Origin of the sequence: Pseudovibrio sp. Alg231-02 (genome assembly GCF_900143565.1) — a bacterium.
Lineage (GTDB): Bacteria > Pseudomonadota > Alphaproteobacteria > Rhizobiales > Stappiaceae > Pseudovibrio.
Map to the genome: position 1 here is coordinate 788,819 of NZ_FREX01000002.1, position 26,149 is coordinate 814,967.

Consider the following 26,149-nt stretch of genomic DNA (forward strand, 5'->3'; position numbering starts at 1 on the left):
GACGATGACTTATATTGCATTGAGTGAGCAGACGATTTGTGACGAGCATATCTGCTGTGCAATCTCGGACAAAAAATGTGCGCAGGGCTACCAGTTGAAGAAGGACTGGCTGAGCCAGCAATTCTCCTCGGACTATCAGTTCATACGGTTGGATGAGCGTGCGAAGGTGTTCATTGAGTTTGGTCCAGCGGAAGCTGGCTGGGCGCCTGTGGTTGCTCCCGGACATCTGCTCATCAACTGCTTCTGGGTTTCAGGCAAGTACAAAGGGCAGGGCCATGGCAAGGCGTTGTTGGCCAGGGTTGTGGAAGCGGCGCGTCAGACTGGTTCAACGGGTCTTGTGACGATTGCTGGCGCTAAGAAAATGCCTTTTCTCTCAGATGGTAAATGGTTCAAGCGGCAAGGCTTTGAGGTCTGCGATACCTCGCCGGATGGTCTTGAGCTGTTGCGGCTTGGCGTTGATGGACAGGCTGGTTCCGCGAGCTTCTCTGAGGCGGTTCAAAAAGGAGCTGAGCCAAAGGGGGAGGGGCTGGTTGCGTACTACTCCAATCGCTGTCCGTTCACGGATCATCATGTGATGCAGAACCTGAAAGAGACTGCTCAAAAGCGTGGGTTGCCGCTCAAAATCGTTCATCTTGATACGCTGGAAAAAGCACAGTCAGCGCCGACGGCCGCTACGATTTTCTCGCTGTACTGGAGCGGGAAGTTTGTGACGACAGACCTGAGTGTTTGCATGGATTCACGCTTCGATAAGATCATGCAAAAGGCATTGAATGAGAAAGTGTCTATCGAGCTGGTTTGATCATTTCAGGTGAATCGAAATTTTGAACCCTTGAGGATCTGATTCAAGTGTGTGGGTTAGTGCGTTGATTTCAGAATCAAAATTGCAGGTCGGTGTGGTGGTCGTTTCAAGTGAATCGAATTTCCCCGCGCAATCTGGCGTGAGTGCGCGAGGTTGTTTCATTTGAAATGATCAGGAGTGAGCTGCAACAGCTGCGCGGATCTTCTCTGCGTTTGCTTTGAGCTTGTCGCCGTCTTCCATCTCGCCTGTGTGTGGGCGCAGGGAAACGCCTTCAGTGCGCGGAATGACGTGAAAATGGGTATGGAACACCATCTGTCCGCCAGCGCCTTCGTTGAACTGGTGGATGGTGATACCGTCCGCAGCAAATGCCTGCTTGAGGATACGAGCCATCTTCTGGGCTGTCTTTGCGACAGCGGCAAGGTCAGCTTCTTCAATGTCGAGGATGTTTCGGGAGCCGTTTTTAGGCAGAACCAGCACATGACCATCTGCGCGTGGCATGATGTCCATGATTACAATGGTATTTTCGTCCTCAAAGACCTTCTCGGAAGGCAGTTCGCCGCGTAAAATTTTGGCGAAGATGTTTTGTTCATCATATGCGGAGCTGGTCATTGTGGGGTCCTCAATGGTCTCAATAATGTTTGGCCCCATTCATATCGCGATTCACTGCGGAAATCCCAATAAGAAATATGTGTTGTGATCTGGTAGGTGTTGAGAACCTGAGTGGACTTAAGAAACTGATTCAAGTTTGGCGAGATTTGTGAGTCTCTTCAGAATCTTGTGGGGGTGTCTTAATGTAGGTTCTAGGTATCCTGTTGGCGAAACGGTCCATGTTCCGACAGGATTTTCTGTTCATGCAGAACGGCTTGGCGCTCCTGATCCAGATAGTGTGCGACTGCATTCCTTAACGAAGGGTGTGCAATCCAGTGAGCGGAGTAGGTGAGGTTGGGCATGTAGCCACGGGCGAGTTTGTGGCTTCCCTGCGCGCCAGCCTCAACACGTTGCAGACCACGCGACAATGCAAACTCAATGGCTTGGTAATAGCAGATCTCGAAATGCAGGCAGGGGTGGTTCTCGATACAGCCCCAGTTGCGACCATACAGGGTGTTGCCGCCGATCATGTTGAGGGCTCCGGCGATGTAGCGGCCATTGCGCTTTGCCATGATGAGCAAGGTGTGGTCAGCCAGTCTTTCGCTGAGGAGTGAGAAGAATTCCCGGTTGAGGTAAGGCGAACCCCATTTGCGATTGCCAGTGTCTACATAAAACTCATAGAACGCATCCCAGTGGCTTTCCTGTAAATCCGGGCCGGTGATCCATTCCACCTCAATATCGTGGTCCAGCGCGGTCTTACGCTCCTTACGGATGCTTTTGCGCTTGCGGGAGGACAGGACCTCCAGAAACTCGGAGAAGTCGCTGTAGCCGTTGTTCTCCCAATGGAACTGCTGGTCTGTGCGTAACAGGAAGCCTTCGTCGCCCAGTTCCTTCCACTCTTGCTCAGTGAGGAAGGTGAGATGAGCTGATGAGCCTTCGATGCGTGTTGCCAGCTCTTTTAGGCCTGTGGTGAGGATCTTGATCGTTTCTGGTCGGTTGGCCTGCGGTGAGATCAGCAGGCGGCGTCCCGGTACTGGTGTGAAGGGAATGGAGCATTGCAGTTTGGGGTAATAGTTTCCGCCTGCGCGCTGAAATGCTTCAGCCCATGGATAATCGAAAACGTACTCGCCCTGACTGTGGCTTTTGGCATAGGTTGGGATAGCAGCGAGTGGTTTGCCATTTTCTTCCCACCAGATGTGTTGCGGGATCCAGCCCGCGTCCCATCCGACGCATCCGCTTTCTTCTAGCGCCTGTAAAAAAGCGTGTGAAAGCATTGGGTTAAACTCGCAAACTTGAGAAGTTGATTCAGTTTGCGAGTTTTGTGCGGATTGGATCGTTTCAGGTGAATCGATCCAATCCTGTTGATCGTAAAGGATCGGCGGTGTACCGGGATTTGCCAGTGCGTCCCAGTCGGTGCTGGGTATCTCATCTAATGATGAGAGAACTTTCAGAACGGGTGATGGTGGTACTGGCAAATCAATTGGTCCTAAAGTGGATCTTCGTCTGGATTGAAACCTTCGAAGACAATCTGGTCAGCGTGTTTTGCCGCGTTGAGACGATCTTCTTTGGTTCTGACAGTCCATGTCATGGTTGGCAGGCCGTAGAACTCACGCAGGAAACTTGGACCATCTGCTGGCAGATCTTTCACGAAGAATGAGACGAAGTGTGGGTCTGTGCCTGCCATGTGCACCATCCAGGAGATTTTCTCGATCTCGTGTTCTGTGAGGTGCAGATGATCGTTCTCGCTCAGCGTGGTCATGGAGATGCAGCCACGTGGAATTTGCGGTGCGACATCCTTCATGGTCCGAAGCATCTTCGGGTCAAAGGATTTTATTGCTGCCGGACCTTTATAATCGCTGAGGATTTTGGCGATGGTTTTAATGAACTCATCCTGACCTTCTGAAAGGTTTAGGGTTTTGATTTCAATAACCAGCGGCACCTTGCCATCGACCAGGTCGAGCAGTTCTTGCAGGGTCCACATTGGATCAGTGGAGCCGTGCATGGAGAGCTTGCGCAGGTCAGCCAAATCGAAGTCGATGACCTTGCCTTCGCCGTGTGTCAGGCGCTCAAGGTTCGGGTCGTGAAATACGATGACCTGACCGTCTTTGGTTTCCTGAAGGTCGACTTCAATGGCGAAGTTGCTCTCAATAGCGGCTTTGACAGCAGACGGGGTGTTTTCAAGAATGCCTGCTTCTTTATTATGGAAGCCGCGGTGAGCGATCGGGCGGGCGGTGAGCCAGGAGAGATCTTGCATGGAATATTCGAACTTGCTTCTTCAATAAATGGGAGGTGTTTTGTGTGATCAGAACACAATTAATCAGCAACTTCGAAAATTGCTTCGATCTCAACTGCTGCGTTGAACGGGAGTGAGCCAGCGCTTACAGCAGAGCGTGCGTGACGGCCTGCATCACCCATAGCGGCAACCATGAAGTCAGATGCGCCGTTGATGACTTTTGGCTGGTCGCCGAAGTCGCCATTGGAGTTGACGAAGCCAACGATCTTGACGAGGCGTACGATTTTGGAGAGGTCACCGGTGGCAGCTTTTGCCTGTGCCAGCAGATTGATTGCGCAAAGACGTGCTGCTTCCACACCATCTTCGATGCTCAAGTCAGCGCCAACCTTGCCGGTTTTTGCGATCTTGCCGTCCTGCATTGGCAGCTGGCCGGAGATGAAAAGCTGGTTTCCGGTTTTTACGAAAGGCACGTAATTGGCAGCAGGAGCAGCAGCTTCCGGCAGTGTGACACCAAGCTTTGCGAGGTTTTGCTGGATTGTATCAGACATTCGTTTTCCCTCCGGTCGGAATGTTGTTTTGCAATAAGTGATGCAAATCCACGAAAACTCAAGAGTTTATCTCTTCACGAAGCCGTGGTCTGCAAGGTGAGGCGCAGACTCACATTAGAATCACTATGGTTGCAAGAGTGCAGGGGGCGTTGTCTACGTGGGAAACGTGTATCTAATTTGAAAGATTTACCCTAGCACTGATTTCCTTGGTGGAATGTTTGCGTTGGCGGTGGCGTTTATGCACTCTTTGAGGCTGGAAGAGAGGCATGCCCACGTGTCTTTTGTTCCGACATGATCGGAGGTTTTATGCTGAAACTACGCTTGAGACATGGTCTTCGCGGGATTGCAGGTTCTTCCCTCTCTATGAGTTTTCTGCTGTTTCCCTCGTTAGGCAGTGCTGCCGATCTTCAGCCTCACAAAGCCGTTTATGACATGCGATTGTCGAGCGCCCAAAATGGCGCGGACATTTCTGATGTGAACGGGCGCATGGTCTATGAGCTTTCCGGTTCTGCCTGTGATGGATTTACTGTGGACCTGCGGTTTGTGGTGATGAGTGTTGATGACGAGGGGCAGGAGACTATCACTGATCTGCGCAGCACTTACTTTGAAGCTCCGGACAATTCTCAGCTTTCGTTTGCCTACAAAACCTTCATCGATGATTTTTTAGCCGAGCAGGCACAAGGTACAGCGGAGCATCAAAGCTCTAAGGTGGACGTGGATTTGAGCGGACCAGATGAGAAGACGCTGAGCTTTGATGGTTCCATCATGTTTCCGCTGCAGCATCTGCACAGCGTGATTGATGGAGCCGCTGGTGGGCAGCACTTTATGGTTTCCAAGCTGTATGATGGCAGTGTTACTGGTGAGCAGTTGTTTGAGGCCACCACTGTTGTTGGCCGCAAGCTGGCTGATCCTTTGGCGCAGCGTTCTGATCAGCTTTCCCTGCCGAATGCTCTGGGACATGCAGATGCCTGGCCGGTTTCTATCGCTTATTTCAACTTAAGCGATGGTGCGCGCGGTGAGCGGACACCGGACTACCAGTTACGGACAGTGCTTCATGAAAACGGTGTCACAAGAAGCATGAACCTGAATTACGGTGTATTTGAGCTGGAAGGTGCTTTGGTTGAGTTGGATCTGAAGCCTATTGTGCATGTCAGTACATGTGGAAGCTCAGTGGCGCTGGAAGAAGAAGTGAGCGCACCGTTTGCTGGGGCGATCAAGAAAGAGCAGCTGCGGTAGCTCAGCGTTTGCTCGGTGATTTTATGGAGCGGCCAAGAGAGACGACTGAGCTGTCTTTGAATTTCCCGCGCAAGGCATCCATTGCCCGTTCTGCTTTGGCGCGTTTTTCTGCTTGTTCGTCCAGTAAGTCTTCCGGATCGGCCTGATCTGCCGGGCCTAAATCTCCAATCCCTACACCAATGAGGCGAAATCGCATTTTGCCGTCGGCCACATTGTGCAGCAGATCGTCTGCTGTGCGGAAAATCTTGTCGGCCAGTTGGGTGGGATCATGCAGCATGCGCGAACGGGTGATGGTTTTGAAGTCGGCTGTCTTGAGTTTCAGCGTGACGGACCTGCCAGACTTTTCTGCCTTCTTGGTACGGTAGGAGACTTTTTCAGTCAGCGCCCAAAGGCTTTTTGAAAGCTGAGTGACGTCAGAGACATCCGTGTTGAATGTGGTTTCGCCGCTGATGCTTTTTGCGCCTCTGTTTGAGGAGACGTGCCGGTCATCTTCCCCCTGACACAACTTTGCAAGGCGCAAGCCCATGGCGCCGTACTTGCGTGCGAGGTCTGTCGGGTCCTTGAGCTGCAGCTGGCCGATGGTTTTGATGCCGTCCCGTTCCAGCTTGGCCTGAAACACCTTGCCAACGCCCCAGATGACGCTGGTTGGCTGTTTGGCGAGGAACTCTTTCTTCTCTGCATCGCCAATGACCGAAAAACCGCGGGGTTTGTCCAGGTCTGAGGCGATTTTGGCGAGAAATTTGTTGGGCGCGAGGCCGACGGAGACTGAGAGCCCGAGTTCTGTTTGGATCTTGTTCACGAACTGGACGAGCAGTTCTGCTGGTGTCGCGCCATGAAGTTTCTGCGTGCCGGAAAGGTCGAGGAAGGCTTCGTCAATGGATAGGGGTTCGACAAGCGGGGTAAGTTTTTCCATCTCTTCGCGAATTTGGCGGCCAACCTGAGAGTACAGTTCCATGCGCGGTTTGATCACGACGGCGTCCGGGCAGGCATCGAGTGCCTTGAACATGGGCATGGCAGAGCGCACGCCGTAAATGCGGGCGATGTAACACGCTGCGGAGACAACGCCCCGCTGGCCTCCACCAACAATGACGGGGCGGTCTGCCAGCTCTGGGTTCTCGCGCTTTTCGACGGAGGCATAAAAGGCGTCGCAGTCGATGTGAGCGATCTCGAGTGTATCCAGTTCTGCATGGGCAAGGATGCGTGGGCTGCCGCATTTGGGGCAGCGCGTCAGGTCTGCCCGAAACCTGCGTGTACAGTCCCTGCAGAGTGCTTTGAGGGGAGTGGTGGCCTCAGGTGCCATGGAAGCCAGACCTTAGATTGCTTTTGGAGTTCAGGTGCAGGGTCTGTAGCATGACCTAGTCCTCAATCTCCCAGGAAATTCGTGCGCCGCCCACATAAAACACGGAATTGCGCATCTGGTCTTTGTCCCATTCCTCAATCGTCCAGTCTTTTGAGTTGACGGAATCAAAGTTCAGGAAAAACTTGTCTTGCAAAAACATGCCGACAATAGGGTGTTTGATCGTGGTGTAAGCGCCACCGCCCGGTTCGTGGAGTTTGAACTCAAGACTCTCTTCGACCCTGATCTTCAGCGTACTGATGGCCCCTTGTGGCGATGTTGCGGGGCGCTGGCAGTCATGTGCGGCAAACTCCAGAAGTATGGAGCCGGGGCCGCCGGATACACCGGAGGTGAACAGGGCGCTTTGCAATATCGCCCCGTTTAAATGTCCAAAACGCTCCAGAAAATACTGAAGGGTCGTGCTTGAAAGTTGTTCCACGCTTGGATTCTCTGGTTTTGTGAAAGGTTCACTTACAGCTGTGAGCTTACCTTACCGCAGCGACCAGCAGATTTTCAATAAAATCGCCTGTTTCTTTCCAGCAATTGCTCTTCAGAGCAACGTTTGGCAGATCTCCAGCGGTTGCGAAGAAGCGTGAGTCAGCAATGAAATGTACGAGCTGTACGTGAGGGGTACTTTTGCCGACGGAGATAATGTTGGTTGGGCTGTCGTCAATGAAAATAACCGGGTGATGGCCCCGTTTAGCGCATAAAGCCGCAACGGCTCCGCCTTTCGGGCCTTCGTTGGTGACGAGCGGGTAGTCCATGCCAAGACGCGCGAGCAGGTTTTCACGGGCGGATTTGTTGTGGCTCCCGGGCAAGTTGGTCAGGATGACGATGTCGCAGAGCTTTGACAGGCGCTCAAGCTGTTCAGCTGCATGTGGAACAGCTTCCTGCTTGCCGACTTCGCTTTCGAAGAAATCATGAATGACTGCCATGCAGGCATCGTCTGTCAGGTTCTCGCCAGTCTGCGTGTAGACCATGTTTGCCTTGAGGCGGTAGGCGGTTTCCTTGAAGGCGACGCCTTGACCTTTCATGAAACGCTCAAGGTGCGGGATGAATTGCAGCAAAACTTCGTCCACGTCGCAGATGAGGAGCGGATGGGCGCGTTTTTCGATCTCTTTGATTTGCTGCAATGCGCTGGCGTTTGCGGTCTCAATGTTGGGCAAGGAAATCTACGCCTCCAGCAAGTTTAAGATGAGCTGCGGCAATCATGGTCGGGCGAACGCCGACACTTTCTGTGTAGGCGAGCAGTAGTTGCTCGTCCTGCATCAGGAATTCAAGGACGCCTGCCAGGAAGCCCGGCTCGGCTGCCGCATCGCGAATCTCTTGAGGCCCAATCCCGGCTAAAGACAGGAAGCGACCGAGCTGTTCGGGCTCGCTGCCAAGAAATGTAAGGGCACCAATTGCAATTTCCTGTGCAGTATCTTCGGTCAAACTGCCGGTTTTGCCTAAATTCATTGGTGTTTGCCTTTCTGAAACGAATCCGAATTAACTATGTAGCAGGAAATTTAGTGTGGGACTTGTCCCAATGCCAGTCGCAACGCGGCTGCATCACACCTTTATTTATGGCTAAACCATTTTTGGGGCGGCATTCTGTGCAGGACTGAACTGATGCAAAAGACCGTGCTGATTGTTGAAGACAACGAACTCAACATGAAGCTGTTTAACGATCTGCTTGAAGCTCATGGATACGCGACCTTGCAGTCTCGCAATGGCATGGAAGCGCTTGAGCTTGCTCGTGCACATAAGCCGGATCTGATCCTGATGGATATCCAGCTGCCTGAAGTTTCAGGGCTTGAAGTGACCAAATGGATCAAAGAGGATGATGACTTAAAGATCATTCCTGTGATTGCGGTGACTGCTTTTGCCATGAAGGGGGATGAGGAGCGCATTCGCCAGGGCGGATGTGAGGCCTACATTTCCAAGCCAATCTCTGTTGGCAACTTCCTGGAGACAGTCTCAGGGTTCCTGAAGGACACCTAATACAACCGTGATTAGTTGTGATTGTGGTTAATTGGTAAATTGTGCTCAGCTAGAAGTTGTGGGTTTACCGATCCTCAGAAAGCAAAGCTTTAGTAACCTGTTTGATCTTACCAGTTTTCATTGAGTGAAAGACTCTCATCAAAAGTCGTAGGTCTTTGAAACTAGATGAAATCACCGAGTGAGTCTTGCGGGGACTATTGGGTTTCTGTGCGTATGCCTCTTGATAATCGGCGGTTTCTTTCCTTTTGTTGTGTATAGGTGAAGAATCCCCTCCATTTTCAGGAGCGCAATTACCTTAAAGCTTTACTAAAGTCGTAAATGTTGCGATGGTGATATACGAAATCATCAGCTTCATGAATTTATTGACTGCAAAATTGCAGTATTGGCCTTTGGTTGATTGAATAAGTCCCGGCAATACTGCTTCATAGTTTCCCTACGGAGCGCTCAGGTCCGCCGCATCTCCTGGGTCCGTGGGGTTGGCCGGCGAGTAAGCGGGTTCTGAGTGGCCTCCTCGTGTCATCCGGTTCTCGCCGGCCACCACTTCTTTCCAATAGTAGAGGATTGACGCTCACAGGCATGGGCCTGTGCATCTGGTGCTGTTTGCGCTGGATTCTGCGCGTCTATGCCAGAGTTGGTGCGTGGAGGGCTTGCAGGAGGCGTGAGGCTGGTGTGATCGGTCATTCAGTCAGGGCGATTTTCTTATGTGTCAAAGTGATCGTGGTGGCCAATTCTCATTGAATTTGAAGCGGAATTGACCGTATTGACCGGACTATACTCAGTCCAATTCCTCTTGTGTGAGGAAATGTTGTCCACCCCTGACAATTGAGTGGTTCGAGCGTGCAAGCGTGTTGGTTGAGGAGTGCTCAGTTAGCGATTCTTGCTTGCGCTTGAGTGCTGGAGGGGCTGTCGTGAGAACGCGCTCTTGAGAGCGCATACAAAAAAGGCGCTTGCAGACTGCAAACGCCTTTTTTGAAAATTCAGATGAATCCAAGACTTACTTGATCTTGGTTTCCTTGAACTCAACGTGCTTCTTTACGACTGGGTCGTATTTACGCTTCACCATTTTTTCGGTCATGGTGCGGGAGTTCTTTTTGGTCACGTAGAAGTAGCCGGTGTCCGCTGTGGACTGCAGCTTGATCTTAATGGTGGTCGCCTTGGCCATCGCTAAGGATCCTGTCTGTTTTCGGCCTTTTTAAGAAGTGGCCGGTTGTTTTGTTTGTCCCGGTGGCACCCTCACACCTTCGCTTCGGGTAGGGTGCGCTTCCGGGGAAACTTTGGGAATTCAGCGCGCACATTACTAATCACAGGGCTAAAGTCAAGATGCATTAGGGCGCTGAGCCGAGTCTTGTCCCCCTTATCAGGCATATAATTACATATGCGCCCAAGAATCCTGCAAATACCAGTGGTAGTCCGTCTGCACCCCACGCGGAAAGAGCAAGTCCGGTGCTGGCAGGGCCTACCAACTGGCCAATAGAATACATGAGAACGAAGGCTGCGTTGGCGGAGGCCAGGTTAGCCCCATCAAAGCGTGCACCAAGGTGTGTGAGGCCAACTGTGTAGAGCCCGGCCACGACGCCGCCCCAGACAAAGAGAAGAGCGCAAATGCCATAAAAACTGCCGGAGAGCGGGATCATAAGCAGTGCGCCGATCACACCAAAAGCTCCGCAATAGACCAGCAGATGACGGCGGTTCATGCGATCAGAGAGCATTCCCAGCGGGATCTGGAGTACCATATTGCCGGCAGCCATTGCAGAGACAAGCAGGGTCGCAGTTTGCGCTGTCAGGCCAATCTTGAGGCCGAACAAAGGAAGCAGTGATATGCCTGATTGTTCCACAGCTCCGAAGACAAATCCGGCGAATGTGGCAGCTGGAGCTATCCACAAAAATGCATAGAGCTTTGAGGTTGCTTCACTTTCGATTCTCGGCGCAGCGTTGAAGCCGATCAACACAGGTAAGGCTGCAATAATGATGCCTGCGCTTGCCAGCAAGAATGGGAGTGCGCCTGTTGTGCCCGCAAATGCAAGTACCAGAGGCCCTGAGGCAAAGCCAAGGGCCAGCACAGTGGCGTAAACGCCCATGAGGAAGCCTCTGTGCTTTGAAGGTGCCAGTGCGTTGATCCAGAACTCGGAGAGGATGAAGGCAGAGGTTGTTGCGCCGTGGAACAGCAGACGGAGTGGAAACCATGCCCAGAAGTTTTCAAACACAAAAAAGAAGGGCAGGGAGAAGCCTGCGACCAACAGGCTGATCAGGAGCGCCTGAGGTGTGCCCAGTTTGCGTGCAAGGTAGGGGCCGACCGGTGTCGCAACAATGGAGGCAACGCCGGAGAATGCGGTGTTGATGCCGATCCATGTGTCGCTGACACCGCGATACTCAAGCGTGAGCGCAAGCAGAGGCAGGCTTGCGGACAGAGAAAGGCCAACAGCTGTGATCGCTGCGATGGCTGCAATGATGCCGCGAATCTGTTTCTGTGAGAGGGAATTGGCTAAAGTGCCCGATGTCTGAAGCATTTACACAACTGCGTTTCAAGCTCGTTACGAGCAGGTGCTTTCGTCCATATTACGCTTATATACATTCACGCGTCATGTTCTAAAGCCGTGTTTCATGCGTGTTCTTGTCCGAAAAACAGATCTGCTTTCGGGGATACGCTCTAAATGCTTCTATCAGGAAAAGTGCAAGGCGCAACACATAGTATCGTGGCGATATATGTTTGTTGCGCCTTGGATAATCAGAATTAAATTTCTTCGCGCGCGAAGCCGTCATTCTTCCAGTAGTAGTATGGCACAGGGCCATCTGGAGAAAGATCCGGGTCTTTGGCAAGGCGATTTTCAAGATCTGTCAGGACAGCCAGAGTGATGCGTGGCAGGTCCAGCTCTTTGCACTGCTCAATTGGCAGCCACTGGAGCTCTTCCAGCTCTTCTGTTGGTCCAATGCCGGTTTCCAGCTTGTGCGCAATCTGGTCCGCCCATACAGCGAAGAAACGCGCATCAAAGCGACGGGTCCTGCCTGGCGGGGTGATTGCACGGGCAACGTAGCGAAGTGGCTCAAGATCCGGCAGGATGCCCAGTTCGTCAAAAGCTTCAAAGCCTGGACCTGCTGGTTCGCTTGGGCCTTCGGTTTTGCGGCCAACAAACAGGCCTGCTTCCTCGTAGGTTTCGCGAATGGCAGCAATTGCCAATGCACGCAGGCGGCTTTCTGTCTTGATCTGCTTTTTGTCGTAGTTGAGCTTGGCGAGAACATCCGGATGATAGTCGCGTACATATCTGACGCGGCTGTCTTCAGAATCGACACGGCCACCCGGGAACACGAATTTGCCAGGCATGAATTTGTGCGCCATGTGGCGCTTGCCCATCAGCAGATGCAGGGAGCCATCGTCCTTACGATCCAGAATAAGCAGTGTGGAGGCGTCTTTTGGCCTCAAAGGCTGAGCGGCCGGGTTGTTGTTTTCTTCCGCTCGCTCAACTTTGACTTCTTTCGTCAGGTCTTCCGTGGACATTCCTTACCTCTGATTGGCGCGTGTTGGGCCAAAACTAGGTGCTTTGCCGGCAGTTGCAAAGCCATCCATACGTAGTGCCCATTGCAAACCAACCAAGGCGCCCTTGATTGGGCGCAGGAGAGACAGAGACATGATGATGGTTAAAGGCAGCCAGACGGCCATGTGGAGCCACATAGGCGGCACGTAGGCCATCTCTACCCACATGGCCAGCGCAACGACGACGTGACCAACGATAAAGATTGTGAAATAGGGCGGAGCATCATCTGCGCGGTGGTGGTGAAGTTCTTCACCACAGTTGTCGCAGGACTGTTTCACGCTCAAGTAACCGTCGAAGACAGAGCCAATGCCACAGGAAGGGCATTTGCAGCGCATGCCACGCAGCACCGCTTCTCCGGTATTCCGATCTTGATGGGTATTCATTTATACCTGCCTTTTCCGTCCCGTAAATGCAGGGGAGCACACGTTCTTTTTATGTGCGCTTCCGCTTATTTCCGTTTTTTGACCGGCGTAAACCTTTTGGCTTGCTGTTGTTTCTTGCTTGCCAACCCTTGTGCTTAGCAACCCGTCCCGCTGCTTCGCCCTTGGATTTGCCTTTTGTGAGCATTTCAAACCGTAAAGAGCCCGCAAATGGGGCGGCTTCCACCAGTTTGACCTGCACTGCGTCACCAAGTTGGTAGGTTTCACCAGTTGCTCTGCCCAGAAGGGCATGAGCCGATTCTACATATTCGTAGTAATCCATACCAATGGTAGATGCAGGAATGAAGCCGTCTGCGCCATTTTGTAGCAGTTTGACGAACAGGCCAGATTTGGTCACTCCGGCAATTCGTCCCGAAAATTCAGCCCCAATTCTTTCGCAGAGGTACAGGGCAATCAGTCGGTCAATGGTTTCGCGTTCAGCCAGCATCGCCCGTCGTTCTGCCGCAGAAATCTCTGCTGCGATGGCAGGTAGCTTCTCTTCGATGCCGTATGGCAAGCCATCATCCCCGAGGCCGAGTGCACGAATGAGTGCGCGGTGCACTATCAAATCTGCATAGCGGCGAATAGGGGATGTGAAGTGTGCATAACGTCGGAGGTTCAAGCCGAAGTGTCCGATGTTCTCGGCGTTGTACTCCGCTTGTGCCTGCGAACGCAGCACGACCTCTGACACCATGGTTGCGCTTGCGGTGTCTTTGAACTTGTCGAGAATGTTGTTGAACACAGAAGGACGCAGGCCGCCAATGTGAGGCAGTTTGACGTCCAGCGTGGAGAGGAAATCTCTCAGATTCTCCAGCTTTTCCGGTGTCGACGCATCGTGCACACGATAGAGCAGGGCAGAGTTGCGTTTCTCAAGCTCTTCTGCGGCTGCGACGTTCGCCTGGATCATGCACTCTTCGATGAGTTTGTGCGCATCCAGACGGTCAGGGACGACGATCTGATCAACGGTGCCGTCTTCTTTGAGCAGAATACGACGCTCCGGGATGTCGAGTTCCAACGGCTGGCGTTTGTCTCGGCCACGCTTCAGGATCTCATAGGCAGCCCACAATGGCTCAAGAACCGGTTCCAGCAGTGGGCCGGTTTTGTCGTCTGTCACGCCTTCAATGGCTTTTTGGGCCTGTTGATAGGAGAGCTTAGCCGCGCTGCGCATGATGACGCGATGGAACGAGTGGGATGTTTTCTTGCCGTTCTTGTCAAAGACCATCCGAGTTGCGATGGATGGGCGGTCTTCGTTCTCGCGCAAGGAGCATAGATTGTTAGAGATGCGCTCAGGCAGCATTGGGATCACGCGGTCAGGGAAATAGACCGAGTTGCCGCGCAGCAGTGCTTCCTTATCCATCGGGGAGCCCGGTGTGACATAGGCTGCGACGTCTGCAATTGCGACGTAAACGATGCAGCCGCCTTCGTTCTCCGGGCTGTTGTCCAGCTGAGCATAGACCGCGTCATCGTGGTCTTTTGCTGTCGCAGGGTCGATGGTGAGGAGCGGGATGTCACGCCAATCTTCACGGCCCTTGTGGCCAACAGGCTTGATGTTTTCCGATTCAGCAATGACAGCTCCTGGGAACTCATTACGAATACCCTGTGTGTGCAATGCGATTTCGGAGACAGCCATTTCTGAGGTTGTGGATCCAAAGCGTTTGACGATGCGGCCACGCGGTGTGCCGTATCGTCCGACTTTGTGGACTTCGATCTTTACGAGGTCACCGTCTTCAGATTCCATCAGCTCGCGCGGATCCAGATCGACAGCGCGCTGCTTGCGGTCAACTGGTTCCAGAGTTGCCGCTTTGGTTGCCTTGTTGATGCGCAGGATGCCAAGGACGTCGGTGTCCTGGTTCTCCAGACGCTTCATCACGCGCACGACGTGTTTGGCTTCGGGCGATCCATCCTGATCGTCTAGCAGTTTCACAAGGGCGCGGTCGCCGATGCCTGGGACGGGGTTGAATTTGTTTTTGTTCTTTTGCGACAAAACGAGGACGTTCGGTGGCTCTCCATGCTCTTCATCCCAGTTCATCGGGATGCCGAGGAGCTCACCGTCAGCAGTTCTGCTTGTGATTTTTACAACAAAGACAGGAGGAAGATCGCCTGGACGCAACATGCGTTTCCGGCGTTTTTCGAGATGACCGGCCTCGGTCAAATCTCTCAGCATTCGTTTGAGGGGGATGCGCGCGGCGCCGACGATACCAAAATGGCGGGCGATTTCGCGTTTACCAGCTTTGCCGGGATTGTCGGCAATAAACTTCAGAATGTCTTCGCGGGATGGCATTTCTGCCGGTCCCTTGTGTCTTTTTTCAGTGGCCTTTTTTCGGCTCAATGTATCTCATCCAGTGCGGCTTTTATGCCGCGAAAAGGGGCTCCCGATAAACGGAAGCCCTTATGTTTCGTTGTCCGGAGAGTAACGGGGATCTTAATCCTTCTTCGCGTTGATCAGCTCGATTGCCTGTTCGCGGGTTACCGTCTCCGGGTCTGTTCCTTTTGGCAGGGAGGTGAACTCCTTGCCCCATTTGATCCGAACGCCGAGGCGGCCACTGTCGCGCAGCTCCATCGCTCCACCATCCGGATGATCGCCAAGTTCTTTCAGTGCCCCTTTGGGGGCTGCTTTCTTGGCCGTTGTTTTCTTTGCAGCTGCCTTTTTGGCAGGCGCTTTCTTCTTACCTTTTGTTGCTGCCTTGGCGTTTACAAGCTCTGTTGCCTGTTCCAGCGTGACAGCTTCTGGTGCAACGTCCTTTGGAAGGGTTGCGTTGATCTTTTCCCACTTCACGTAGGGGCCATAACGACCGCTGTATACGTTGATGGCGCCGCCATCGGGGTGGTCACCAAGTTCTTTGAGTGGTTTTGCGGCAGCTCCGCGGCCTCCGCCCTTGGCACGCTTTTCTGCCAAAAGGGTTACGGCGCGGTTGATGCCGACGGAGAAGACTTCGTCCGGGCTGTCCAGATTGGCATAGGTGCCATCATGTAGCACGAACGGTCCAAAACGGCCCAGGCCTGCGGAAATGGTCTTGCCATCTTCTGGATGGGTGCCAACTTCGCGTGGCAAGGAAAGCAACTGAAGGGCTTTCTCCAGATCCAGATCGGCAGTGCTCCAGCCACGTGGCAGGGATGAGCGCTTTGGTTTAGCTTCTTCACCCAACTGTACATATGGGCCGAAACGGCCTGTGCGCAAGGAGACTTCCAAACCGGTTTCCGGATCAATGCCCAAAACCTGAGGTCCGTCTGCTGCTGCACCCGCATCAGATGTGCCACCAGAGGTGAGCTGACGTGTATAATCACAATGTGGCGGATTTTCGTTTGGTTCTTTGCCGTCTTTCTTGTTTTTGTTGTAGTTGGAACAACCAACAAACGCGCCGAATTTGGAGACTTTCAGTGACAAGCGACCGGTTTCACATTTCGGGCACTTGCGTGGATCAGAGCCATCTTCCTTGTCTGGGAAAACGTGTGCTTTGAGGGTTTCGTTCAGGGCATCCAACACTTCCGTGTTGGAGCGCTTAATCACCTCATCACAAATTTCGTGGAACGGGTTCCAGAAGTCACGCAAGACGGCCTTCCATTCCAGATCTCCAGCTGAGATCTTGTCGAGCTGGTCTTCAAGGCTTGCAGTGAAGTCATACTCCACGTAGCGATTGAAGAAGTCTTCAAGGAATGCAATTACTAGACGACCTTTGTCCTGTGGGATCAGGCGTTTCTTGTCCAGATCTACGTATTCGCGATCGCGCAGAGTTTGCAGCGTTGCGGCGTAGGTGGACGGGCGACCAATCCCCAGCTCTTCCATCTTCTTCACCAGTGTTGCTTCGGTGAAGCGTGGTGGAGGTTCTGTGAAGTGTTGGTTGGCTTCAATGCCTTTACGACCGAGGCTGTCGCCCTTCGTCATTGGCGGCAGGCGTTTGCTTTCCTCGTCTTCCTCATCATCTTTACCTTCCTGATAAAGAGTGAGGAAGCCATCGAAACGGACAACAGAGCCAGATGCGCGCAGGGCAGCTTTCTTGGCACCGTTTACAGCTTCGATGTCAACAGTTGTGCGCTCCAGGACAGCAGATTCCATCTGCGAGGCGATGGTACGCTTCCAGACCAGCTCGTAAAGGCGTGCGCCGTCCTCGTCGAGGAACTTTGCCATGTCCCGTGGGTGACGGGACAAGTCAGTCGGGCGGATCGCTTCGTGCGCTTCCTGAGCGTTTTTGGCTTTGGATGTATATACCCGTGGCTTTTCAGGAACGTACTCGTCCCCATAACGGGAGCCGATGACGGCGCGCGCGCTTTGAATTGCTTCCGGAGCGATCTGCACACCATCGGTACGCATATAGGTGATCAAACCAGTGGTTTCACCGCCGATGTTAGCGCCTTCATAAAGCTTTTGCGCAACCTGCATGGTGCGTGCTGCTGCAAAGCCGAGCTTACGGGAAGCTTCCTGCTGAAGGGTAGAGGTGGTGAAGGGCGCATATGGATTGCGCCGTTGTGGCTTGCTCTCAACATTGCTGACAGAGAAGCTCGCACCTTCAAGCATCTGCTTGATTGCTGTGGCTTCCTGCTCGTTCTTAATGTCGAGGCGCGTAATCTTCTGACCGTCAAAATTGGTGATGCGTGCCTGAACCGGCGCGTTTTCCGGTGTGTTCAGGTTTGCTAGAATGGACCAGTATTCCTGAGAGAGGAACGTCTCGATCTCGTTCTCGCGCTGACACACAAGGCGCAGGGCAACGGATTGCACGCGGCCTGCAGAGCGGGCACCTGGCAATTTGCGCCACAGAACCGGAGAGAGCGTAAAGCCCACGAGGTAGTCGAGTGCGCGACGAGCTAGATAGGCGTCGACAAGCGGCACATCCAGTTCGCGCGGATTTTTCATTGCTTCCAGAATGGAATTCTTGGTGATCGCGTTGAATACCACGCGCTCGACCTTCTTATCCTTCAGGACGCGTTTCTTTTTCAAAACTTCCAAGACGTGCCAAGAAATGGCCTCTCCTTCGCGGTCGGGGTCAGTTGCGAGAATAAGGCGGTCAGCCTCCTTCACCGCGTTGGCGATATCCGACAGGCGCTTTTGAGATTTGGAATCGACAGACCAAGACATGGCAAAGTCGTCGTCCGGCAGCACGGAGCCGTCCTTTGGAGGCAGATCGCGCACATGGCCGTAGGACGCCAGAACTATATAGTCCTTGCCCAGATATTTATTGATGGTCTTGGCTTTCGCCGGTGATTCCACAATGACTACGTTCATTGATTTCCTGGCTTTCGCGTAAATCTCGTCTTGGAATTGATAAATCAAAAACCGTTTTATGAGTCGAACCGACACAATCTCGGATGACTTCGCGGCTGTCAAATGGCCTTTTCAGATCAATTGGTCAAGAGCGGAAAAGCCACTCCCTTAATTTTCCTTGGGTCATATTTTGGTTGCGCTTGCTAATTTACGCAACCTAAGGTAATGGCTTTACTTGCTGTAACCCTCAGATTGCAAAGCGCTTTTTACCATCTGAGGCTTGTGTCATGGTTGCATAAGAAGGTTAAAAAGCTTGCGTAATTACCCGTTGCCGAAAAATGACAGAACAATCGAAACACGTGACGTAGCAGAGTATTGCGCCAAAATGTGTCGTGAATTGAGTGACATGGCGAGATCGCAGAGGCTCGACCTGCTGAGGTACTTATTGCTTCTGGCTCAAAAAGAAGCGGAAGCTCAATCCGGTGGATTACCAGACCCTGTTGAGGTTGAGGACTTGGATCTGGAAAACAACGAAATCGACTAAGACGCAAAATTGTCACGCTCTGTCAGAATGTATCAAAGAAAGCTTGTTGGGTTTGTGCCGCTCCAAGCGTCCGGCCAGTTCGATCTCCAGCAGGATGAGTTGAAGTGTCTGTAAGGTGACACCGGTAAATCGCAGGAGCTCATCCTGATCTATGGGTGTCTCACTCAGTGCATCGATGACGGCCTGTCTGTCCTGTTCTTTGGCATTGAGTGGGTTTGAGGTCTCGTCTGCATCTGCCTGCTCCAATGCTGGCCAGCTCATAGCAGGATCATCAATCCCCTGATGAAGTGGCAGGGACATAGAGATTTTGGGTTCCATGATCTCCAGAATATCGTCAGTCGATTGAATGAGCGCAGCGCCTTGCTGGATAAGTTTGTTGGCGCCGACTGACCGAGGATCCAATGGAGACCCAGGGACTGCCAATATCTCTCGGTTCTGTTCCAGTGCGTATCGGGCGGTGTGCAGAGATCCTGATTTTTCTGCGGCTTCAATTAAAATAACACCCAATGACATTCCCGAGATTAGGCGGTTGCGGCGGGGGAAATCCCGAGCTCTCGGGTTCCAGCCCATGGGCATTTCGCTGATGGCTGCTCCGTTGGCTGCGATCATCTTTGCAAAAAGTTCCGTATTCTCTTTGGGGTAGATGGTGTCTATGCCTCCGGCAAAAGCGGCGATGGTGCCAGATGTGAGAGCGGCCTGATGTGCTGCGCTGTCGATGCCCCGTGCCAGACCTGAGATGATGGTGAAGCCTTCTGCTGAAAGGTCTCCAGCCAGTTTTGTTGCAAACTTTGCTCCGGCGACTGAGCAATTGCGGGCGCCGATGATCGCAAGCGTCTTTTGCGCGCCGGTGAGCTCTTGTTGCAACGGCTCTCTGGCTCGAACTGCGAGCAGGGGTGGCGGTGCATCAATGTGTCTGAGAAGGGGAGGATAGGCGGGCTCGCCCATGGCGACGAGGCGTGCGCCCATTTTATAGAGGGAAGCCAGTTCGGCTTCGGCTTTGTCCATAGAAAAAAGGCGATAAGTTTTCTTACCGCCTCTTCGGGATAACTCTGGTAGGGCATCAAGTGCCGCTTGTGCTGAGCCAAAATGGTTGAAAAGCTCCCGGAATGTTCTTGGCCCGACATTCTCAGAGCGGATAAGGCGAAGCCACGCAAGCCGCTGGGTGTCACTTAGGTGTGGCGCCCGGCTTTTGGTGGCTGTCTTCATTTACATCATCCCTTGGAACCGATCTTGCTTTCCTTGCCTTTCAGCAGGCGGGCAATGTTCTCGTGATGTTTTGCCCATAGCAATATGCTGAGTAATCCCATCATTTGCGCAATTTGCCACTGATCGAAAGCCAGCAGAATAAAGGGAGTGACAAGACTTGCGACCAGTGCTGACAGGGATGAGAACTTGGTGATGTAGGCCGTTGCAATCCAGATGGCGATGAAGATGACGCCTACTGGCCAGAAGATGCCGAGCAGGATGCCGATGTAAGTAGCAACACCTTTGCCGCCTTTGAACTTGAGCCAGACCGGGAAAAGGTGGCCAAGGAACGCGCCGAGACCTGCGATCAATGCTGCTTCACCGCCCATGTAAAGAGACACAAGTACGACAGCAGCAGTGCCTTTGAGCGCGTCACACAGCAGAGTGAGGGCTGCGAGTTTCTTGCTGCCAGTGCGCAGGACGTTGGTGGTGCCAATGTTGCCGGATCCGATGTTTCGGATATCGCCGTGACCTGCCATTTTTGTAAAGAGCAGGCCAAACGGAATGGAGCCTAATAGGTAGCCAAAGGCCAATGCAGCCAGATAGTAGGGTAAATCAAGGGACCAGCTGATTGGATCAGGCACGGGTGTTCTCCAGTAGTTGAATATTAAAGCAGTATGCCTGTCCTCGCGGATGAGCATACTGCTTTAAAACTTTATCGTATCGCGTGCATTGTGCCAAAGCCTTGTGGGCCGGTTCAGAGCTACACGTTAAATTGCGTCGTGATCAAGGATGCCGCCTGCAACGATGGTTGTCAAAACCCGGCCTGTCAAAGTTTCGTCCTCAAAAGGGGTGTTCTTTGAGCGGGAGCGGATTTTGTCTTTTTCTACGATCCATGGTTTTTGCGGGTCGAACACGATCAGGTCTGCTGGAGCGCCTTTTGAGAGGCGGCCAGCAGGAAGACCAAGACGGTCCGCTGGATTGCAGGTCATTGTTGCAAGCAGTTTGGAAAGTGAGATGTCCTCATTCAGAACGAGGCGCATTCCAGCTCCAAGCATTGTTTCAAGCCCTAAAGCACCATATTCGGCTTCTGCAAAGGGGTGACGCTTAGTTTCCACATCTTGTGGGTTGTGATCGGACATAATGATGTCGATTGTGCCATCTGCCAGTGCTTTCACCATGGCCTGACGATCATCTTCCGTGCGCAGCGGTGGCGACATCTTATGGAAGGTCCGGTAGGGGCCGATGTCGTTTTCGTTGAGCGTGAGATGATTGATGGAGATGCCTGCGGTGACATTGAGGCCGTCGTTCTTCGCTTTCTGGATGGCTTCAGCGCTTTGCGGGCAGGAGATCAGGCGTGCGTGATATTTGCCTTTCGCCATGGCAACGAGGCGCATATCGCGTTCGATTGCGACGAACTCAGCCTCACGTGGGATGCCGCCCAGACCCAGCCATGAAGCGCGTAGACCTGCGTTCATGACGCCGGAGCCTGCCAGATCCTTATCCTGTGCCTGATGAACCACCAGCGCATCGAAGTCACGAGCGTAAGTCAGTAGACGGACCAGAACGGAGGAGTTGGTGATTGGAAGTCTGTCATTGGAAAAGGCGACGGCGCCTGCTTCCTTGAGCAAACCGATCTCGCTCATGTCCTTGCCGGCCAGCCCCTTTGTGAGAGCAGCCATTGGATGGACGTTGACGATCGCTGTGTCGCGGGCGCGACGGAGCATGAAGTCCACCAGTGCAGGATCATCAATCACCGGGTCCGTGTTGGGGCTGGTGAGGATGGTGGTTACACCGCCTACGGCTGCTGCACGGCTGGCGCTCTCCAGCGTTTCGCGGTGTTCTGCGCCGGGTTCGCCTACGCTGACGCCCATGTCGATGAGACCGGGCGCAACGACGGCACCGTGGCAATCAACGGTTTTCGCGCCATCGGGAGCGCCCTGATTGAGAGCTTCTGCGCCGGCGGCGAGGATGGTGCCGTCCTGCACAATCACTGCACCTGCTTCATCAACATTGTTTGCTGGGTCGATGATGCGGGCGTTTGTCAGGACCAGCGGGTTTACATTCTTGTACATGCGCGTGTCCTCTAGTTGTTGTCAGGAAGGTTTTGAGCAAGAGCTTCAAGCACTGCCATGCGTATGGCGACGCCCATCTCCACTTGCTCGCGGATAAGACTTTGTGGACCATCTGCAACTTCTGCCGAGATCTCGACACCACGGTTCATAGGGCCGGGGTGCATGACCAGAGCATCAGGTTTGGCGTAGGAGAGTTTTTCGGAGTCTAGACCGTGATAACGGAAATACTCACGAACAGATGGTACAAAGGCACCGCTCATACGTTCGCGTTGCAAACGCAGCATCATGACGATGTCGCAGCCTTTTAGTCCTTCGCGCATGTCTGTGAATACTTCGACGCCCATACTATGAATACCAGAGGGCAGTAGTGTAGAGGGAGCTATGACACGCACGCGGGCTCCCATATTGGAGAGAAGGATGATGTTGGATCGGGCGACGCGGGAGTGGCGGATGTCGCCGCAGATGGCTACTGTCAGGCCGCCGAGGGTTCCTTTGTGGCGGCGGATGGTCAAGGCATCCAGCAGAGCCTGAGTTGGGTGCTCGTGAGGGCCGTCGCCGGCGTTGACGACCGCGCAGCCGACTTTGCGGGCCAGCAGGTGGACTGCTCCAGCGGCGTGGTGGCGAACAACCAGCAAATCAGGGCGCATGGCGTTCAGGGTTGCTGCGGTGTCGATCAGGGTTTCACCCTTTTTCACCGAAGAGGTGGAGACCGACATGTTCATAACATCCGCGCCCAGTCGCTTGCCTGCAAGCTCAAAGGAAGATTGGGTGCGGGTGGAAGCCTCAAAGAAGAGGTTGATTTGCGTTCGCCCACGCAGAACAGCTTTCTGCTTTTCTACCTGTCTGGAGACTTCGACGGCTTCGTCGGCAAGGTCCAAAAGGTAATTAATGTGGGGAGGCTGCAATCCCTCGATACCGAGGAGATGGCGATGCGGGAACGCTGAGGATCGATGTGTGGTTTTCTTGCTCATCGAAGACCCTTCTATAGGCAGAAACACCGAGTTCGTAAAGAGCTCAACAGATGTATAGTTTTTATTGTGCAAATCGCAGTTGCAACGTGCGCGCTAACCTATCAAAATCGCTGGGGCAACTCGCGGGAGGAAAAATGGATAAAGTTTCACAAGCCACTATGACGACAGGGGTAATTAATCAGGCCCCGCCATATTGTGGGTATAACCTTGCCGAGAGTGATCCAATTCTCCTTGCTGATCTGGGTGGCACGGGCTCCAACGATTCTGCACGGGAGGAGCTTATCAAGTTTGGTGAGCAGTGTGGAGCCGCAGATGCACTGGATCTGGGGAGACTGGCAAATGTTAATGAGCCGGTGCTGAAAACACACGATCCGTATGGTCGCCGTCTGGATGTTGTCGAATTTCACCCGTCCTATCATGCGCTGATGCGCCGCTCGTTTGAAGCTGGCCTGCACAGTGCGTCTGTTGAGTCCATGGAGCCGGGTGGTGAGCGTGCGTTTTATAATCGTGCGCGCAAGTATTTCGTGATGAGTCAGGTGGAAGGTGGGCACCTTTGCCCGGTGACCATGACCAACGCGTCTGCCATGGCTCTTACTCAGGCCCCTGAACTTGCCAAGGTGTGGAATGAGCGCATCCTGAGCCGCAAGTATGATCAGCGTTTCCGCCCTGCCAGCCAGAAGATGGGTGCGAGCCTTGGCATGGGCATGACGGAGAAGCAGGGTGGGTCCGACTTGCGTCAGATCATCACTCGCGCCGAAAAGGTTTCTGACGACACTTATGTGATCAATGGACATAAGTGGTTCTTCTCTGCGCCGATGTGTGATGCGTTCCTTGTGCTGGCGAAGCTGGAAGAGGGGCCAACCTGTTTCCTTGTGCCGCGTATTTTGGAATCTGGCGAAGTGAATGGACTGGACTTCCAGCGCCTGAAAAATAAGCTGGGTAACAAGTCCAATGCCTCTTCCGAGGTTGAGTTTAACAACGCTGTTGGCTTTCTTGTCGGGGAAGTGGGTAAGGGCATCAAGACCATTTTGAAAATGGTGACACCTACCCGTGTGGACTGTTGTATTGGGTCTTCTGCCCTGATGCGGGCTGCGATTTCCAGAGCGGTTCATCACACCTCCAACCGCAGTGCATTTGGCGCTCGTCTTATTGAGAAGCCACTGATGCAACGGGTTCTTGCGGATATGTCTCTGGATATGGCTGCAAGTGAGGCACTGGCGCTGAAACTTTCGCATTGCATGGATCTGGAAGGTGAAGACAGCCAGGCCGCTGACTTCCTGCGGATCATCACACCTGCTGCAAAATACTGGATTTGTAAGAGTGCAGAGAACGTTGCAGCTGAGGCGATGGAGTGTCTGGGTGGTAACGGGTATGTGGAAGATCACGACATGGCTCGTATCTACCGTGAAGCCCCAGTCAACAGCATCTGGGAAGGCTCAGGCAACATCATGGCGCTGGACTTGCTGCGGGCTATGCACCGCACTCCAGACAGCTTCATGAATGTGCTTGGCATGCTGGAAGCTGATCTTGGCCCTGCCGGCAAGGTGTCTGTTGAAGTGTTGCAAGCTGCAGCACGGACGTGTCTGGAAGATGAGGGTGGTGCCCGGTTGCTGACTGAACAGCTGGCGATCACAGCTGCAGCTGCAGCGCTGAAGGAAGTTGCTCCTCCAGCGATTGCCAATGCGTTTATTGAGACCCGTATGGCAGGTCAGTGGCGTTCAAGCTATGGCATGCTGGATGCACGCTATGACGCCAAGGGGATCCTTGAGTGGCTTTACCCTATCAAGTAGGCCACGACCAATAACCACGTCGGAATAGTGATTGCGGCGGCGACTGTCTGAAGGGTCAGAATTTCGGCCATCAACTTGGCGTCGCCGCCCATTTTCCTCGCCAGAACAAAACTTGCCCCTGCTGCCGGAACAGAGAACACCAGTGTGACGATGGTTGCCGAGATTTCGTCAAGCCCAAGTGCGAGCGCGAAACTCAAGGCAATGCCCGGTGCAAGTACGTTGCGCAAAAGCAGAGCTGATGTAAGCGCTGGGCCCGGGCGACGCAGTGCTCCCAAATCCAAAGCTGCACCGACGCACAGAACTGCAATTGGTAGGGCTGCACTCCCCAAAAATGTCAGATAGTTTGCAATAACTTCTGGGATATAGCCACCGGAGGTGTTGATGAGGCCTCCTGCTACAACGCTGATGATGAAAGGGTTCTTGATCAGCTCTTTTGCAAGCGTCTTTGGCGAGGGGACAGACCCTCCTGCATAGATCGACAGAACAATCACGCAGAGCAGGTTTGCTGCCGGGATCATGATTGCCATGATGACCGCCACCAGCGCCACACCTTCCTCTCCAAAACTATTGGCTGCGATTGCCATGGCGACAAAACCATTCCAGCGCACAACACCTTGAAAAATGGAAGTGAAGCGCGGACCTTCGATTGCGAATTTCTGTTTTAGAAAGGGTTGCAGGACGAGGCAGAGAATGGCCAGAAGCGAGAAGGTTCCCAGTACGGATATGGTGATTTCCATGACTGGCATTGCCGAGAAATCTGAGGTGCCCACGTTGATCAGGATGATCGCAGGGAACAATACCCAATAGGCCAGATCTTCCATACCGCTCCAGCGCTCTCTTGGGATGAGATTGCGGTGACGGAGGAACCATCCTGTGGCTGTGAGGAGCAAGACAGAGATGATGGCTGACAGGGCAGAGAACATGCTTGTGCTTTTCAGGCTGTTGCATAGACAGGAAAGTGTCTTTGCAAGTGGATGGACAAATAGCGCATTGAGGCACGTATCCGTCTATTCACGTAGCCTGAAAAAAGCAGAGTGGTAAAGCGCAGGGCGGCTTAAATTTTCTCAAGTGTTGTTGCTTGAGAGCTGGACCTACTCGTCCTCAAAGAGAGAGGTGCCGCCATAGTTGATGCGGTCCAGGAAGCCCTGCAGGATGTAGGAGGCAGCCATCTTGTCGACCAGCTCGGCTCGGCGGGCGCGGGAGCGGTCTGCTTCGATAAGTGTGCGTGTGACGGCAGCGGTGGAGAGACGCTCGTCCCAGTAGGTGATCGGGATTTCCGTTTTCTGGGCAAGGTTGCGCACAAACGCGCGGGTCGCCTGACAGCGCGGGCCCTCGGTGCCATCCATGTTGAGCGGCAGGCCAATCACGAGGCCAAAGACGCTGTGTTCCTTACAAAGATCCAGCAGACGTTCGACATCCTGCGTAAACTTCTTGCGCTTGATGGTCTCCAGCGGAGATGCAATCTGCCGACCTGAATCAGTCAGTGCCAAACCAATGGTCTTGCTGCCAAGATCGATACCAATCAAGCGGTCATCATCATAAAGCGCGTCGCAGAAATCTTCGAGAGAAAGTGAGGGATCATTTGCCATGGCGGCGGGTTAGCACGGCTTGAGAGCAACGCCAAGCAGGTAATCTAAATTTTTCTCGGGGACATGCTGTTTCCTGCTGAACTGTGTGATGGCTGTTCTGGTAAAGGTAAGGGTGCAAGTCGATTG

At 53.3% G+C, this 26,149-nt stretch carries 25 protein-coding genes; 5 read left to right on the forward strand and 20 right to left on the reverse strand.

Annotation, left to right across the window (positions count from 1 at the left end):
* Positions 1-4 precede the first annotated feature (4 nt).
* Positions 5-799, forward strand: coding sequence for an N-acetyltransferase (locus tag DHN43_RS09250; protein ID WP_108818383.1), 795 nt, complete (start codon positions 5-7; stop codon positions 797-799).
* Positions 800-970: 171 nt separating this feature from the next.
* On the opposite strand, the gene DHN43_RS09255 is transcribed toward DHN43_RS09250, so the two are convergent.
* The 4 genes from DHN43_RS09255 to DHN43_RS09270 all read right to left on the reverse strand — a co-directional run bounded on the left by DHN43_RS09255 (position 971) and on the right by DHN43_RS09270 (position 4,168).
* Positions 971-1,408 carry an HIT family protein gene (locus DHN43_RS09255; protein WP_057463375.1) on the reverse strand — a complete coding sequence of 146 codons (438 nt, stop codon included), beginning with the start codon at positions 1,406-1,408 and terminating at the stop codon, positions 971-973.
* A gap of 191 nt (positions 1,409-1,599) precedes the next feature.
* Positions 1,600-2,862 carry a GNAT family N-acetyltransferase gene (locus tag DHN43_RS09260; RefSeq protein ID WP_208995071.1) on the reverse strand — a complete coding sequence of 421 codons (1,263 nt, stop codon included), beginning with the start codon at positions 2,860-2,862 and terminating at the stop codon, positions 1,600-1,602.
* An 11-nt stretch (positions 2,863-2,873) separates the two neighbouring features.
* Positions 2,874-3,641 (reverse strand): glycerophosphodiester phosphodiesterase family protein, encoded by a 768-nt coding sequence (locus DHN43_RS09265; RefSeq protein ID WP_108818384.1) that lies wholly within the window; start codon positions 3,639-3,641, stop codon positions 2,874-2,876.
* A gap of 59 nt (positions 3,642-3,700) precedes the next feature.
* Complete coding sequence (locus DHN43_RS09270; protein ID WP_063291721.1) at positions 3,701-4,168, reverse strand: RidA family protein; 468 nt, start codon at positions 4,166-4,168, stop codon at positions 3,701-3,703.
* Positions 4,169-4,474: 306 nt separating this feature from the next.
* On the opposite strand from DHN43_RS09270, the gene DHN43_RS09275 reads away from it, so the two are divergent.
* On the forward strand, positions 4,475-5,404 hold the full coding sequence (locus DHN43_RS09275) for an EipB family protein (RefSeq protein ID WP_159096806.1): 930 nt from the start codon (positions 4,475-4,477) through the stop codon (positions 5,402-5,404).
* 1 nt (position 5,405) lies between these two features.
* On the opposite strand, the gene DHN43_RS09280 is transcribed toward DHN43_RS09275, so the two are convergent.
* The 4 genes from DHN43_RS09280 to DHN43_RS09295 are packed head-to-tail and all read right to left on the reverse strand — an operon-like array spanning position 5,406 to position 8,198.
* The gene (locus tag DHN43_RS09280) at positions 5,406-6,704 is read right to left on the reverse strand and encodes a DNA polymerase IV (protein WP_108818385.1); all 1,299 of its coding nucleotides are present in this window, start codon (positions 6,702-6,704) and stop codon (positions 5,406-5,408) included.
* 55 nt (positions 6,705-6,759) lie between these two features.
* Complete coding sequence (locus DHN43_RS09285) at positions 6,760-7,179, reverse strand: hypothetical protein (protein WP_108818386.1); 420 nt, start codon at positions 7,177-7,179, stop codon at positions 6,760-6,762.
* 46 nt (positions 7,180-7,225) lie between these two features.
* Positions 7,226-7,906, reverse strand: coding sequence for a hypothetical protein (locus DHN43_RS09290; protein ID WP_108818387.1), 681 nt, complete (start codon positions 7,904-7,906; stop codon positions 7,226-7,228).
* Complete coding sequence (locus DHN43_RS09295) at positions 7,893-8,198, reverse strand: DUF3572 domain-containing protein (protein ID WP_057463369.1); 306 nt, start codon at positions 8,196-8,198, stop codon at positions 7,893-7,895. Before DHN43_RS09295 ends, DHN43_RS09290 begins: the two co-directional genes overlap by 14 nt.
* Before the next feature lie 153 nt (positions 8,199-8,351).
* On the opposite strand from DHN43_RS09295, the gene DHN43_RS09300 reads away from it, so the two are divergent.
* Complete coding sequence (locus tag DHN43_RS09300; RefSeq protein WP_057463368.1) at positions 8,352-8,723, forward strand: response regulator; 372 nt, start codon at positions 8,352-8,354, stop codon at positions 8,721-8,723.
* Positions 8,724-9,717: 994 nt separating this feature from the next.
* On the opposite strand, the gene rpmG is transcribed toward DHN43_RS09300, so the two are convergent.
* The 6 genes from rpmG to topA all read right to left on the reverse strand — a co-directional run bounded on the left by rpmG (position 9,718) and on the right by topA (position 17,890).
* The gene (gene rpmG / locus DHN43_RS09305) at positions 9,718-9,885 is read right to left on the reverse strand and encodes a 50S ribosomal protein L33 (RefSeq protein ID WP_008552972.1); all 168 of its coding nucleotides are present in this window, start codon (positions 9,883-9,885) and stop codon (positions 9,718-9,720) included.
* A 163-nt stretch (positions 9,886-10,048) separates the two neighbouring features.
* Positions 10,049-11,230 (reverse strand): MFS transporter, encoded by a 1,182-nt coding sequence (locus tag DHN43_RS09310; RefSeq protein WP_108818388.1) that lies wholly within the window; start codon positions 11,228-11,230, stop codon positions 10,049-10,051.
* Positions 11,231-11,454: 224 nt separating this feature from the next.
* Positions 11,455-12,216 (reverse strand): NUDIX hydrolase, encoded by a 762-nt coding sequence (locus DHN43_RS09315; protein ID WP_063291716.1) that lies wholly within the window; start codon positions 12,214-12,216, stop codon positions 11,455-11,457.
* A 3-nt stretch (positions 12,217-12,219) separates the two neighbouring features.
* Complete coding sequence (locus tag DHN43_RS09320) at positions 12,220-12,636, reverse strand: DUF983 domain-containing protein (protein WP_057463365.1); 417 nt, start codon at positions 12,634-12,636, stop codon at positions 12,220-12,222.
* 49 nt (positions 12,637-12,685) lie between these two features.
* Complete coding sequence (gene rnr / locus DHN43_RS09325; protein ID WP_063307812.1) at positions 12,686-14,953, reverse strand: ribonuclease R; 2,268 nt, start codon at positions 14,951-14,953, stop codon at positions 12,686-12,688.
* A gap of 141 nt (positions 14,954-15,094) precedes the next feature.
* Entirely contained in the window at positions 15,095-17,890 is a 2,796-nt protein-coding gene (gene topA / locus DHN43_RS09330) for a type I DNA topoisomerase (protein WP_108818389.1), read from the reverse strand.
* A gap of 385 nt (positions 17,891-18,275) precedes the next feature.
* On the opposite strand from topA, the gene DHN43_RS27035 reads away from it, so the two are divergent.
* Complete coding sequence (locus DHN43_RS27035) at positions 18,276-18,413, forward strand: hypothetical protein (protein ID WP_159096808.1); 138 nt, start codon at positions 18,276-18,278, stop codon at positions 18,411-18,413.
* A gap of 12 nt (positions 18,414-18,425) precedes the next feature.
* On the opposite strand, the gene dprA is transcribed toward DHN43_RS27035, so the two are convergent.
* The 4 genes from dprA to DHN43_RS09350 all read right to left on the reverse strand — a co-directional run bounded on the left by dprA (position 18,426) and on the right by DHN43_RS09350 (position 22,644).
* A complete protein-coding gene (gene dprA, locus DHN43_RS09335) occupies positions 18,426-19,619 on the reverse strand; it encodes a DNA-processing protein DprA (RefSeq protein WP_108818390.1) in 1,194 nt (397 codons plus the stop codon).
* 5 nt (positions 19,620-19,624) lie between these two features.
* Positions 19,625-20,242, reverse strand: a complete 618-nt coding sequence (gene plsY / locus DHN43_RS09340) for a glycerol-3-phosphate 1-O-acyltransferase PlsY (protein ID WP_108818391.1) — start codon at positions 20,240-20,242, stop codon at positions 19,625-19,627.
* 126 nt (positions 20,243-20,368) lie between these two features.
* Positions 20,369-21,673 (reverse strand): dihydroorotase, encoded by a 1,305-nt coding sequence (locus DHN43_RS09345; RefSeq protein WP_108818392.1) that lies wholly within the window; start codon positions 21,671-21,673, stop codon positions 20,369-20,371.
* 11 nt (positions 21,674-21,684) lie between these two features.
* Positions 21,685-22,644, reverse strand: a complete 960-nt coding sequence (locus DHN43_RS09350) for an aspartate carbamoyltransferase catalytic subunit (RefSeq protein WP_082596876.1) — start codon at positions 22,642-22,644, stop codon at positions 21,685-21,687.
* A gap of 134 nt (positions 22,645-22,778) precedes the next feature.
* Between DHN43_RS09350 and DHN43_RS09355 the strand changes: the two genes are divergently transcribed.
* Entirely contained in the window at positions 22,779-24,434 is a 1,656-nt protein-coding gene (locus tag DHN43_RS09355) for an acyl-CoA dehydrogenase family protein (RefSeq protein ID WP_082596874.1), read from the forward strand.
* Here the strand turns inward: DHN43_RS09355 and DHN43_RS09360 are convergent.
* Complete coding sequence (locus tag DHN43_RS09360) at positions 24,419-25,357, reverse strand: AEC family transporter (protein WP_108818393.1); 939 nt, start codon at positions 25,355-25,357, stop codon at positions 24,419-24,421. The two genes, DHN43_RS09355 and DHN43_RS09360, sit on opposite strands and share 16 nt — an antisense overlap.
* Before the next feature lie 168 nt (positions 25,358-25,525).
* On the reverse strand, positions 25,526-26,023 hold the full coding sequence (gene ruvX / locus DHN43_RS09365) for a Holliday junction resolvase RuvX (RefSeq protein ID WP_063289427.1): 498 nt from the start codon (positions 26,021-26,023) through the stop codon (positions 25,526-25,528).
* Between the last annotated feature and the right edge of the window lie 126 nt (positions 26,024-26,149).